Genomic DNA, 11,743 nt, shown 5'->3' on the forward strand with positions numbered 1-11,743 from the left:
GCTCGAACGAAAAATAAAATAAACAATAAATGTGGATAAAAAAATAGAATTTAGTCAACACGCCTTGCTGAAAATAGAAATTCTCGAAAGTCACGGGGTTACAATTTCAACAGATTTAATTTCCGAAACTGTTAGATAGCCGAGTTGGGTAGAAGCAAGCGGTCAAGGGAAGTTTATTTGCAAAAAAAGATTGAATGGACTTGTCCTAAGAGTGGTCTACCAAGAATATTCAGATAGAATTTTAGTAATTACTGCTTATCCTGGTAAGAGGTCAAGATATGAAAAAGATTAGATATAGCCCTGATGTAGATGCGATGCTGATTGAAATTTCCGATCCTCTTCGAGGGCTTCGCCAACGCCCGATCGCCTATGCCGAAGATGAAGGGCAAATGATTCTCCACTATTCTAGCAGTGGAGAACTGGTATTGATCGAAATATTAGACGTCAAACAATTTATCTCGTTAGAAGCTTTTTCTGAAGCAGTTAAGTAGGCTGCTCTACTCTAGCGTTATTTTTCGATCCAAACCAACAGTCTCAGTGACGCACCCTTGCAAAAAACGGTGCATCAGAATCATGCTTTTGGTGCTGATTGAGAATCTCAAACCTGACGCACCCTACCGCAATAAGTACCAGCCGCAGAAGACTCTACCTTCTACTTTTCGTGCCGCACCTCAATCACAGTGTGTACGTTCCCCCTCGGAGAAAAATCGCCCTTCACCGTCGCTTCGAGCGGCGAGCAAGCAGCGACAAAATCGTCTAAAATTTGATTGATCGATTCTTCGTGAGAAATGTAGCGATCGCGATAACTGTTAACATACAATTTCAGGGCCTTCAATTCCACCACCCGCTCGTCTGGCACGTAAGTAACGTGAATTGTGGCAAAATCTGGATAGCCAGAAAACGGACACTTGCAAGTAAACTCCGGCAAAGTAATGTTAATCGTATAGCGCCGCCCGACTCGCGGATTCGGAAAAGTAATTAACTGCCCTTCCAAAATCTCGCGTTCGCCGTATTTCATTTCTTCGGTACTTGACTTTTGCGACATACTTTGTTCGGTTTGCTGGTGATTCATAGCGATCGACTAAAAATTTCTAACATTTAACTAAACTCACTATTAATATTTTTAACAAATATCTTGACGAATTGTATTGCGATCGATCTAATTGCAAATACTCTCAGGCTAAACTAAAAAAAGTTCACCCTCGCCAACTACTATGCAAAATACTACCTTATCTGACAATACATCCCCTGAAAACTCCAATAGTTACTCTCCATCGGTACCGATTTCGCTCTATCGAGAAGTCACCGCCGAATTGCAAGCCGCCCAAGCCATGCTTGACTCCCTCAAAACCCACAACCAGCAATTAGTCCAACAAAATCAACAACTGCGGCGAGAAGTAGAAACAGTAGTTCAAGTATCCCAACAACTACAGCAAGTAGTCAACTCGGCCCAAAGCCTCACCCAGACAGGGATGCCGCAAATGCCCTCAGTCAAATTCAATTTTAGCGTTGAACCGGAGCCTCCAGAACCTGTCATCTCGCGGAGTAGCTCTACCATACCTCAACCACCTCAGACAGTGGCTTTTCCCTTTCCCGTACCGGAAACTTCGCCCACACCCCCTCCGACGCCCGAAACGCTTCCAGAAAAATTATTTTCAGAGGTGCAGGAAACTCCTTACCGGATTCGCTCTCAACCCAAAAAATCCTCAGACTTAAGCGGATTGTGGTTGGCCATCGCGATTTTTTTGATTGTTATTGCCGCCTTCGGTGCTGGTTATTTAGTTGTTCGCCCTTTATTAATGAAAAAGTAATTTCCAACAAGAATCCCACAGCCCGAGCCGTGGGATTTTTACCAAAACCTAGCATAAAATGTTCAAAGTTACGCTAATTGGCCATTATACTCTGGCGGCACTCGTTTCTAATGGACGAGGCGCATACTGCTCTTCACAAGCAGAACCTAGGCTGCCCACCCCGGGCTCGAAACCGCGCGTAAACTCAGTGAGTTTTACCTGTTTAGCTTCCAAAGCTGACTGTAGCACCTTCATGGCCTTGTGAGGGTCTCCGGCTCCGCAGAAAAATAAGTCTGCAGCAAAATAACCGTGTTCAGGCCAAGTATGGATTGCTATATGAGACTCTGCCAAAGTTGCAGTAGCCGTTACTCCGTGAGGACTAAACTGGTGCACGCACAAATCGATGAGAGTAGCTCCTCCGGCTTCGATCGCATCGAGTATGGCGCGGCGGATACGTTCAGGATCGTTGAGCAGGTCTCCTGGAGACTGCCAAGCATCAGCGATCAGATGGGTTCCCAATTGTTTCATTCTGCGGGGTTTTACCTCTAACTCACAATTCGTATCAAACCTTTTGACGATAGCACGATGTAAAAAATTTTGCAAGTAGTCTACCCAAAAAATCAAAAAATAGTGGTGAAGCGCGATCGTCCGAATAATTTTGGCACTTTAGGAGGAGCAACCTGTAGCAAATATATGTAATAATCGGTTGGTGAAATCATAGAGAATTATATTCCGTGAATCCCTTAAAAGTTTGGAAAAAAATTGCTCTGTTTGTTAGCTTAATGCTGTTATCGCTTTCGGGTGTCAAAACAGCCGCCTCTGCTACTTCCCCGGCAACAACCTTACAAGCTCAAAATTGCCCCTACGGAGGCAAACCTCTGCCCTTCGCTCAAGTCGTCACCGACAAAGATCCCCTCACTATCCGTTCCTCCCCCAACGGCCAGGTTATCGGTTTAGTTCCAAAAGGCTGGCAAGTCGTTACGGGCGATCGAGACGCAACGGGAAAGTGGGTAAAAATTGGCAGTCACTTTAGTTCTAACACCCAAACTCTTCGCGAAGGCAGGTTTATGAGTGCACCTTATTTCCGAGTGGGTTGGGTTTTTAAAAGTTATCTAAAACCTTTAGGAGATTCTTGCGAAAAGCCACTGAACGCACAGCGGGGAATTTTGCCAGAAGTATCAGATAAACAACAAGTTTTGATTAATCAAGATTGGCTGCAAATCGGAGATCAAATCGCCAGCCAAAACTCTGAAAAATAATTTGATCTTAATGAAATACGCATAAAAACCACAGCGCAGCCTGCAAAATTCGAGCGATAACAGCTTATGAGAGAATTGAGCGATCGCACCGCCATCAACTTAAAAAAAGTCTTAGAAGTTGCCCTAACTCTCCCCGGAAATTACCACCGCTTTTTGCAAGCTGGACTAATTGATTCCGACTCTGGGTTAAAACAACTTGTAACCGATTGGCAAACTGCTTTTAGTAACTTGCAGCCCATAGACAAACAAACTGTCCGGCAAAATCCAGGGTTATTTCTGGCAACTGCTGACGATTTAGTTTATCGAGGAATGACTAGCGGAACTTCCGGTGATTTTTTTACTTACTTTGCCGGTAATGAGTGGAATCAAGCGCGTTTATTGGCGCGCCACCGCGCTTTAGGTTGGTGGGGAATTGACGAACAAGTCCCAATTATTAATCTCGCCAGCCGCTTGCAGCCCCTGCGAGTTAACGATATTTCGTTAATTGGAAATATCACCGCCGATTGGCTGCAAAATTTAAAGGAATTGTTGCAAATTAAGCCGGCGGTAATTCGAGGTTATCCCAGTCGTTTGTCGGAAGTAGCGGCCGCCCTAGTTGGGCATTCATTTCCTGCTGTTTTAGGAGTTATTTGTACCGGTGAGGTTTTATTTGAATTTCAAAAACAGTTACTTGAATCAATTTTTCAAACTTCTGTGATTAACGAGTACGGTTGCCAAGAAACTGGGATTTCGGGCTTGAGTTGTCCTGAATGCGGGCGACTGCATTTAGATGTCGATCGCTGTTTTTATGAAATTATTGACGGTGAATTAGTCACTACAGATTTATTCAATTATACAATGCCTTTGATTCGCTATAAATGTGGCGATCGCCTGCAATTAGATTTTGATGCGTGTCCTTGCGGGCGATCGCAAATAACCGCCAAAATTCTGGGCCGCAGTCAAGAACAAATCAAGACTCAGCAAGGCTGGAAATATCCTGGAGAAATCTGTTTACCTAAATTTCCGGGGATTCTGAATTATCAGATAGTCAAGCAAAATCAATTAGATGTAGATATTTGGCTGCAAGTCGAACCGCAGCAAGTTCTCGATCTGCAACCTTTACAGCTTTGGTTAGAAAATTTATTTGGAGAAGTTCGAGGGAGAGTTATTGTAGATTCATCGGATTTAAGTCAACTGGAAAATACCCAAAGTTGTAGCGATCTAGAGTGGATCGAATGGGTGACGAAAAAATCTTGGCGCGAGTGGTTGGAATTGGGTTTATTACCCGCAGGAGAAGCGAGAGAAATTGCATTATTGTTAAAAAGTTTAATTCAGCCGACAGCGATGGTAAATTCGGGGATTTCGCCGTTGGCGCAGCCCTCGAAGAGGATCGCCCAACAAGCGATCGCAAAACTTTTGCAACCTTCACCTTGTCGGAAATCGCCAGTAGAATTGATAGCTGTACGAGTATTGCTGTTGACGTGCAGCTTTTTAGCCGATCGCCCAACCAGACAAAATATCTACCACAGCGCCCAGCAACGTTTAGCCGAGATGAATTGCGGCGAATATTCCGCGATGGTAGATTTACTAATTCCCAGTTTAGGATTCGACAGCAACACCGCTAGATCCATCTGGGAAAATACCAATTTACCCGATTCTGGCAAGCTAGATGTATTTAATATTCAGCACTTATTAGCAGCATTCAATCTCGCAGCAAGCACAGCCAAACGCGAAAATCTCAAAATCGCGATCGCCTGGAAACCAATTTTATCTATTTTAATCGGAGATTTAAATTTTTGGGCCTCCAGATTCCAGATTCAAATTTTAGCATCCTGGTGGGAGTTGGTCAACGGAAAAACCCTCGCATCCAGCAACCACCGACAAACAACGGGCGATTCCTTTTTAGACGCTTGGTTAACTTGGCGGCAAGCAATTTTGGGCGATCGCGCATCAGCTACCACAGCATTATCTCAGTTACAAGCCACAGCAACTTTACCGACAGAAATAGCACGAGTCGAACTCGAACAAGGATATGCTAAACTACTTTGGCAAGAACCACTTAACCCCGTAGAATGGTTAGAGAAAATTCAAAAGAATGCTGGACTAATTAGCACCAACTTGCCCGATCGAGATATCGATCCCATACCTTGGATACCGCTTTTGTGGAAATTAGCCCCACTTTGGTTAGCACGGGGAGAATCGGAATTAGCTTATCAGTGTTTAATTGCCGCCGCCCCGCCGAATATGCGGGCTTCGGGATTTGAAAGATTAGCACGAGAAATGAATTACAAACAATCCACAATTTGCGATCGAGCCAATGGTAAGTTTAACTTTAATTATCCTGGGTAAAAGTCATCTGGGCTGGTCAACGAATGCAATGGGCGCTTTGCAACACAATGGACTCTATCAATTAAAACATATAATTGGGATCGATCCCTCAAATCATCAGGGTGAAAGTACAATTTACACATTCGATAAAGATGATGTTGATTTTTGCGTCTTTAATATTGAATCTTTTGCATCGTGTTTGAAAGTTTTACAGACAATTAATACAGAAGTCACTGCAATTTTAACGGCTAATACGCCGGTAATGTTTTTGCCGCCTCAACTAACAAATTTCGCACTAGCATCCTTACCTCCAGCGGTGGTATTACCACTAGAAACTGCCAAACAACATCCTCTCCCCGCCTTGGGCTGGATGGCGTCAACGCCTTTGCTAAAAGCAGCACTACCGCAGTTAGAAATAAATCGCTGGAGTCTTTTAGGAGTTGCTAGAGAATTAGAACGGCAAAATATCGCTTTTAATTGGGGAACTACTAACATAAATTTTGCCAGTTTAGACTCGGATGATTATCCCAAAATAAATCCTTCTATTTCCTCTACAAGTTCAGAGAATATTGCTGAAAAAAACATCAAAGCTACAAATAATCATTTAATTACAAATCAATCTCGCGTCCTGGCGGTGATTCCCCATTATCGCTGCGAACAATTTTTGCATCGCTGCTTGCAGTCCCTAGTAAGTCAAACTAGACCTCTGGATGGTATTGTGGTGCTTGACGATGGCTCGGATTCGCCACCTATCGATATTGTCCGAGAATTTCCGGGAGTAACTTTATTAGCTTCGGCTGTGAATGTCGGGCCTTACCGCTTAATTCAACAGGCGATAGAACTAACAAATTATGATGCTTATTTGTTCCAAGATGCTGATGATTGGTCGAGCGAAAATCGCTTAGAATTGTTGTTAGCAGCAGCAGAAAATACTGGTGCTGAATTAGTGGGAACGCAGGAATTACGCGCGTTTGAAGATGATAGGCTGTTACCTGTTGTTTATCCTCTCAATGTCAGCGCCGCCCTAGCAGAAAAGCCGGGACATCCGCTGTTACACCCTACTAGCTTAGTTTCGCGGGATTTAGTTTTAAGGTTGGGCGGTTTTGCTACGGGGTTGCGGTTTTCTGGAGATAGTGAGTTTTTGCTGCGATCGCACTTTGCTGCAAAAATAGTTAATATTCCTGACTTTGCTTATTTTCGCCGACACCGAGAGGGTTCGCTAACTACCGATCGACAAACTGGACTAGATGCTCCGGTGCGTTTAGAATTGATTCAGCAACTCAAGAGTAGAGCGATCGCCAATACTGCGGCGGTGCGCGAGGGTAAACTACCAGATTTGCGTCCTTTCAAGACAGCAGAGGCGATCGAACTCAATTATATTACCGGTGCTTCCCTAAACTGGGCAAGCTAATACTATTTTAGATTTTAGATTGATTTTATACTTGGCAATTCCTTGTTTAGCTAGCCTCTTTTTTCAAACTGTTATAAACATCATGTTACAGGTAATTATCCCCGTTAAGAACCGTCCCGAAATCGGCGACTGCGTGCGATCGCTTTTAGGGAGTTTCCCCGTCACTAAAATCATTATTTGCGATGGCGGCACAACAGAACCTCAATGTTTAACTGCTTTACAAAAATTATCCAACTCCGAACAAATAGAGTGGTTAAAATATCCTCAATCCGACTTTAATAAATCTCAGTTAATCAATCAAGGAATTCTCCACGTTACCAGCGAATATTTGCTAATTTCCGATGCAGACATTATCTGGAATCAGCAGGCAATTTTACAATTATTCTACTCAGTTCTATCCCCAAATAGTCTAAAATTATTATCGCTCAATAATAGGACAAAACCTGTAGAAAATCTACCACAGTTATTGCCTGTATCTGCCAAATCGCGAGAAAATGGGATTATTTGCTGTGTGAAAACTGTCGGAGAGTCTCGCCCGCAAACCGCAACTTTAAAGCGAAAACGCTATACTTACAACATCCAGATGCGCCAACAGACTGCCACGGTTAATATTGTAGAGGCTAAATCGGGCGATCGCGATCGACCGGGCTGCGGCTTAATCTGTGCCCGCAAACAAACGCTATTACGCTTGGGAGGATACAAGCAAATTTTTACAGGTTGGGGATGGGAAGACCAAGATTTGCTCATTCGCGCTACCCTGTTGGGAATCGAGATCTGCAGCGCGGGGAATGTAATCCATATTTCTCATGCGGATCGGACACGCAACCAACATCACCAGCAACTACCAACCCAGCAAACGCGCGATCGCAATATCATCTCTTGCTTGCAATCTCTCCAAAAAGGCGCTCTCTTTGGCGATTTAGTCCAACCACCAATTTTACCTCCTCAAATTTTGGAAATCACCACTAATTTTACCCCGAATTATAGCCGTGACTGAAATTAAGTTATCCTTAATTATTACCTACCGCCAGCGAGAACACCACTTAAAAACTCAACTCGCGTGGTGGAAAACTCAAGCTTCCTCAAATTTATTATCTATTTGCGAAATCATTTTAATCGAGATCGATCGGGTTTCTTCACCTTGGATTTTACCAGAAATTACCAACCTACCAATCAGCTACAATTATCTTCCCTGTGCGGGAACTTTTCATAAAACCAAAGCTTTAAATTTAGGTTTATCTCTGTCGCGCGGACAATGGGTAACAGCTTTTGATGTCGATCTCATTCCCTACCAAAATACCCTAGAGCGCCATTTAAAAATGGCTCAAATTTCCTCCCAAATGTTAGTCACTGGCTATCGAATGATGTGCGATAAAGCCTGCTTGGATTTCGAGCAAAATTCTGCCATAATTGAAGAGTTGAAAGTTGCACCAGAAGATAGGCCGACAGCCCTATTTAAGCACTTGACACGGCGGGAGCGGTTTGGAGTTTCACCCATATTTCAACGCCAGCGCTTAATAGAAATCGGGGGATGGGATGAGACATTCATTGGCTGGGGAGCAGAGGATCAAGATATTGTTGAACGCTACTTAGGAGAGGATAGATATTTTTGTCGATCGCCCGAATTAATCTACCTCCATTTAGCGCACCAACCCGATCCGAATTGGTCGGAATCTCAGTGGATAAACCAAAATCGCCAGCACTATTATACTAAACGCCAGTTGTGACGGGGGCGGTTGAAACCGCGTCTACACAAACAAAGTCGGCCTGCGCCGACTGGTTTCTAAAGGGGAACCCAAACCCGGATTTGAGATAGCTCTAAAACCCGTGCTTGTGAGAAACCCAGTTTCTCAAATAAACCCGGTTTACAGGTATTATAGTTTATCGACTCAACCAGACTTGAATCAACTGTCTAATATTTGCTATTAGACATTTCAAGAATTATTTTGAAACAGGTGTAGAGCCTGTTCTTGGCTTTTAGAAGAGGTCTATTATAGCAACAACTGCCAACAACCAACTGCCAACAACCAACTGCCAACTGCCAACTAACAACTAACAACTAACAACTTGCAACATATCAATCGCGGCTGTGAGTAGCTCCATTCGGCAAAATAGCGCCGCCCAAAGCCGCTTGATTCAAATTATCAACATTTAAGCTCGCCCCAATCAAATTAGCCTCTGACAAATTAGTTCCTGTCAAATTTGCTCCTGTCAAAGAACTTAGCAGCAAACCCGCTCCCGACAAATTGGCGTGACTCAAATTTGCCCCCCGCAAATCCGCTTCCAACAAGCTAGCACCCGACAAGTTCGCACCGCTCAAATCAGCTCCCCGCAAAGAAGCTTTGTTCAAATTCGCAGCCCTCAAATCAGCATTGTGCAGAATCAAACCATTTAAATTGGCTTTACTTAAATTAGCTCCGTGTAAGTCAGCACCGCTCAAATTAGAGCCATTTAAATTAGCACCGCTCAAGTCAGCCCCGCTCAAATCAGCCCCGCTTAAATCAGCAGCGCAAACAGAAGCCTCCCGCATACTTGCTTCGCTCAAATAAGCGCCAACTAAGTTGACACCTCCGAGATTTCCGCGATTGAGATAAGCCCGAATTAAAGTTGCTCCGCTCAGGTTGGCCCCGCTCAAATCCACTTCGCTGAGAATCGCTCTAGTCAAATTTGCTTTGCTTAAGTCAACCCCGCTCATAATTGCTCGACTAAGTGTCGCCCCGCTCAAATTAGCCTCATTTAGTTTCGAGCTGCTTAACAAACAAGCTCCTACTAAACTCGCTCCAGTTAAAATAGCTTTGCTCAAGTCAGCGCGAGACAATATTGCTCCGCTGAGATTTGCCCCACTAAAATCTGCTGCGATCGCCACAGTTCCAGTTAAACTAGAAGTGCCGAGGTTAGCTTCAATTAATTTTGCTTTAGATAAATTAGCCCCGCTTAAGTCGGCACCGTTTAAATTAGCTCCAATTAGTTTGCTTCTAATTAAGTTGGCTCCTTTCAAATTAGCGTTGCTCAAATTTGTGCGACTGAGATTAGCTTCACTCAAATGAGCTGCAATGAGGTTTGCTCCTCGAAAATCTCGTTCCCCGTTTCTATGTCTAGTTAAAAGTTCATTGGCACTTAAAATTTCAGTGAAATCCATAAAAAAAGTTGAGTGAGTTTCCTTAATTTCTCGATCTTCTATGTTGTCTGAAAGTTGGTTGTATCGTGTTTGCTAGTCAGTTTTGTCGATCGATACGGCTACAGTAAAAATTATCAAAACTGGTTGATTGCTAGCATCACTCTGTTAACTTAGTTATAACCAGCCCTGTAGGGCGTGTTTGATGAGTTTGGTTGAAAGTCTCCAAAATACTTGAAATATCGTCAGAATATAGGATGGCCGCCAGCACCGGCTAATCTTGAACGGTTGGCTTAAGACGGTAGCCAAAAAGTCAACCGATCGCCCAGCGATGAGAAACAAGGTCAACCGGTACGCGGTGCACACCCTAGTTTTTTACCAAATTTCAAGGGTTTCAAGCAGTTTTAACCAAGGGTTTGACACCCGCCAGACAGGGCTGCCTAGTTATAACTTACGAAAATCAACCATGTTTTTCGTAACAGATTTTGGGTTTTCCACCGAGGCAGTCATTAATAAACAGAGTTTATCGCCACCCCGCGTAAGTCCTGTAAGTCTTATTTTGCTAATAGTTAGTTGCGACTGATGTTAGTTGTTAATTGTTAGTTGTATTTATACTAACTGCTAATCACTAACTATTAACTACTAACCATTTGCCAAACTCGCAAAATATTGATAAATTGTCGATCGCCCTTGTCAAGGTCGATCGCCTATTTGGGGTATTGCTGCCGGCATCCCCGCCCCCTTCTGAGCCGAAAAATTGCCGGTACGGGCGATCGAATTTATTAGTGCCAGAAAGAAATAAGAACTCAAAGCTTAAAATCCGAATGCCTGCTACTTTCTGCCTTCTATCTTCCATCGCCCATCAAAGCAGAACCCTGCCAGCTCCGCTAGTTTCACCTCCCCCCACTGTACTCGCGTTCAGTGAAATCTAACAGGAAGGCTGTTTCCCTCACTCGCTCCCAAGGGCCGGGCGAAGCAAAAAACAGGCTATCTCTCGCCTGAGATTTCCCGAAAAAATGCCCCGCGAGGCTGGTACTTGCTCCCGCGATGCTGTGCTTGCTGTCAATCTTGACTCGATCCATGAGCGCTTGCGGTTCTAATTAACAGAAAGCCCGACACCAGACGCGCTGCCGGACATAAAAGCTGTTCCTAGCTCAAATGCTTCGCTGAGGCCGAGAAAAACTGTATTTATGCCGCAGGTGTTGCCAAGGGCCATTGGGCTGCTACAGCCAACCAATGACCAGCCTCAGTCTGGACTGAAGGGGACGACAATATTATTATTAGTCCTATGAACTTTTAATAGGTCATATTATTTGAGATTTTCGATTTAAAATACTTCGGCCTGCTTCGGCTACGCCAGCCGACAAGTCGCGAGGGTACAAGTTTGTGATTTAAGATTTTAGCATGGCCGCCAATGACTTATTCTGTATGAGTTTGGAGTTGGTCGAAAGTTGCTTGTTTACCAGAAAAAATGGGTTTAAAGCCTTCCCCTTGTAGGGTGCAAGGAACAATTAATTTCCCTAGCAGGCAATCACCTCGCGATCTACTACCGGGTAACTGTCCTTTTGTCAACTATCAACTGTTGAATAGTGTCGCTTTTTTTAACTTTCTAAAACAAAACAAAAGCCAGCTTTCACAAAAAAAGCTGACTTTTGAGATTATTCGATCGGCAAAGCGTTCAACGCCCATCCCATAAACAATCCGAGTGCGGGAGAGGCACTACCCTGCCGTTCGTAGAAACAATACCCAAACCGAGTTTGAAGTAGTGAACTACCAGACGCTGATGCGTAGCATACAGCACTGGCTTCCTGATTCATTGGGATGTGCTGTTGCTATCCGTTGAAGCAAGTAGTCTGATCTT

At 43.9% G+C, this 11,743-nt stretch carries 13 protein-coding genes; 7 read left to right on the forward strand and 6 right to left on the reverse strand.

What is annotated here, in order from left to right:
- Positions 1–278 precede the first annotated feature (278 nt).
- Entirely contained in the window at positions 279–491 is a 213-nt protein-coding gene (locus IQ263_RS04105) for a DUF2283 domain-containing protein (RefSeq protein ID WP_194066299.1), read from the forward strand.
- A 161-nt stretch (positions 492–652) separates the two neighbouring features.
- Here IQ263_RS04105 and queF read toward each other — a convergent pair whose 3' ends face one another.
- Entirely contained in the window at positions 653–1,072 is a 420-nt protein-coding gene (queF, locus tag IQ263_RS04110; RefSeq protein WP_194008628.1) for a preQ(1) synthase, read from the reverse strand.
- 142 nt (positions 1,073–1,214) lie between these two features.
- Between queF and IQ263_RS04115 the strand changes: the two genes are divergently transcribed.
- Positions 1,215–1,811, forward strand: coding sequence for a hypothetical protein (locus IQ263_RS04115; RefSeq protein ID WP_194066300.1), 597 nt, complete (start codon positions 1,215–1,217; stop codon positions 1,809–1,811).
- Between the two features lie 84 nt (positions 1,812–1,895).
- On the opposite strand, the gene speD is transcribed toward IQ263_RS04115, so the two are convergent.
- On the reverse strand, positions 1,896–2,318 hold the full coding sequence (gene speD / locus IQ263_RS04120) for an adenosylmethionine decarboxylase (RefSeq protein WP_194008626.1): 423 nt from the start codon (positions 2,316–2,318) through the stop codon (positions 1,896–1,898).
- A 206-nt stretch (positions 2,319–2,524) separates the two neighbouring features.
- Here speD and IQ263_RS04125 point away from each other — a divergent pair, with 206 nt between their 5' ends.
- The 5 genes from IQ263_RS04125 to IQ263_RS04145 all read left to right on the forward strand — a co-directional run bounded on the left by IQ263_RS04125 (position 2,525) and on the right by IQ263_RS04145 (position 8,494).
- Positions 2,525–3,049, forward strand: coding sequence for an SH3 domain-containing protein (locus IQ263_RS04125; RefSeq protein ID WP_194066301.1), 525 nt, complete (start codon positions 2,525–2,527; stop codon positions 3,047–3,049).
- Positions 3,050–3,115: 66 nt separating this feature from the next.
- Entirely contained in the window at positions 3,116–5,377 is a 2,262-nt protein-coding gene (locus tag IQ263_RS04130) for a phenylacetate--CoA ligase family protein (RefSeq protein ID WP_194066302.1), read from the forward strand.
- Complete coding sequence (locus IQ263_RS04135) at positions 5,346–6,767, forward strand: glycosyltransferase family 2 protein (protein ID WP_194066303.1); 1,422 nt, start codon at positions 5,346–5,348, stop codon at positions 6,765–6,767. The genes IQ263_RS04130 and IQ263_RS04135 overlap by 32 nt, the downstream gene beginning before the upstream one ends.
- Before the next feature lie 82 nt (positions 6,768–6,849).
- Positions 6,850–7,764 (forward strand): glycosyltransferase, encoded by a 915-nt coding sequence (locus IQ263_RS04140; RefSeq protein WP_194066304.1) that lies wholly within the window; start codon positions 6,850–6,852, stop codon positions 7,762–7,764.
- Positions 7,757–8,494 (forward strand): galactosyltransferase-related protein, encoded by a 738-nt coding sequence (locus tag IQ263_RS04145; protein ID WP_333193126.1) that lies wholly within the window; start codon positions 7,757–7,759, stop codon positions 8,492–8,494. The genes IQ263_RS04140 and IQ263_RS04145 overlap by 8 nt, the downstream gene beginning before the upstream one ends.
- Positions 8,495–8,844: 350 nt before the next feature.
- Here the strand turns inward: IQ263_RS04145 and IQ263_RS04150 are convergent, their stop codons facing one another.
- The 4 genes from IQ263_RS04150 to IQ263_RS04165 all read right to left on the reverse strand — a co-directional run bounded on the left by IQ263_RS04150 (position 8,845) and on the right by IQ263_RS04165 (position 11,699).
- Positions 8,845–9,906, reverse strand: coding sequence for a pentapeptide repeat-containing protein (locus tag IQ263_RS04150; RefSeq protein ID WP_194066305.1), 1,062 nt, complete (start codon positions 9,904–9,906; stop codon positions 8,845–8,847).
- A 604-nt stretch (positions 9,907–10,510) separates the two neighbouring features.
- On the reverse strand, positions 10,511–10,738 hold the full coding sequence (locus IQ263_RS04155; RefSeq protein ID WP_194066306.1) for a hypothetical protein: 228 nt from the start codon (positions 10,736–10,738) through the stop codon (positions 10,511–10,513).
- A gap of 37 nt (positions 10,739–10,775) precedes the next feature.
- Positions 10,776–10,964, reverse strand: coding sequence for a hypothetical protein (locus IQ263_RS04160; RefSeq protein WP_194066307.1), 189 nt, complete (start codon positions 10,962–10,964; stop codon positions 10,776–10,778).
- 576 nt (positions 10,965–11,540) lie between these two features.
- Positions 11,541–11,699, reverse strand: a complete 159-nt coding sequence (locus tag IQ263_RS04165) for a hypothetical protein (protein ID WP_194066308.1) — start codon at positions 11,697–11,699, stop codon at positions 11,541–11,543.
- Positions 11,700–11,743: the final 44 nt, after the last annotated feature.

The sequence above is a fragment of the Tychonema sp. LEGE 06208 genome (assembly GCF_015207505.1).
In the GTDB taxonomy this organism is placed as follows: domain Bacteria; phylum Cyanobacteriota; class Cyanobacteriia; order Cyanobacteriales; family Microcoleaceae; genus Microcoleus.

What these genes read in the sequence shown, in the direction of transcription:
- IQ263_RS04105 (WP_194066299.1), top strand. Translation starts at nt 279, where the DNA reads ATGAAAAAGATTAGATATAGCCCTGATGTAGATGCGATGCTGATTGAA.
- queF (WP_194008628.1), bottom strand. Translation starts at nt 1,072, where the DNA reads ATGAATCACCAGCAAACCGAACAAAGTATGTCGCAAAAGTCAAGTACC.
- IQ263_RS04115 (WP_194066300.1), top strand. Translation starts at nt 1,215, where the DNA reads ATGCAAAATACTACCTTATCTGACAATACATCCCCTGAAAACTCCAAT.
- speD (WP_194008626.1), bottom strand. Translation starts at nt 2,318, where the DNA reads ATGAAACAATTGGGAACCCATCTGATCGCTGATGCTTGGCAGTCTCCA.
- IQ263_RS04130 (WP_194066302.1), top strand. Translation starts at nt 3,116, where the DNA reads ATGAGAGAATTGAGCGATCGCACCGCCATCAACTTAAAAAAAGTCTTA.
- IQ263_RS04135 (WP_194066303.1), top strand. Translation starts at nt 5,346, where the DNA reads ATGGTAAGTTTAACTTTAATTATCCTGGGTAAAAGTCATCTGGGCTGG.
- IQ263_RS04140 (WP_194066304.1), top strand. Translation starts at nt 6,850, where the DNA reads ATGTTACAGGTAATTATCCCCGTTAAGAACCGTCCCGAAATCGGCGAC.
- IQ263_RS04150 (WP_194066305.1), bottom strand. Translation starts at nt 9,906, where the DNA reads ATGGATTTCACTGAAATTTTAAGTGCCAATGAACTTTTAACTAGACAT.
- IQ263_RS04155 (WP_194066306.1), bottom strand. Translation starts at nt 10,738, where the DNA reads ATGGAAGATAGAAGGCAGAAAGTAGCAGGCATTCGGATTTTAAGCTTT.
- IQ263_RS04160 (WP_194066307.1), bottom strand. Translation starts at nt 10,964, where the DNA reads ATGGATCGAGTCAAGATTGACAGCAAGCACAGCATCGCGGGAGCAAGT.
- IQ263_RS04165 (WP_194066308.1), bottom strand. Translation starts at nt 11,699, where the DNA reads ATGAATCAGGAAGCCAGTGCTGTATGCTACGCATCAGCGTCTGGTAGT.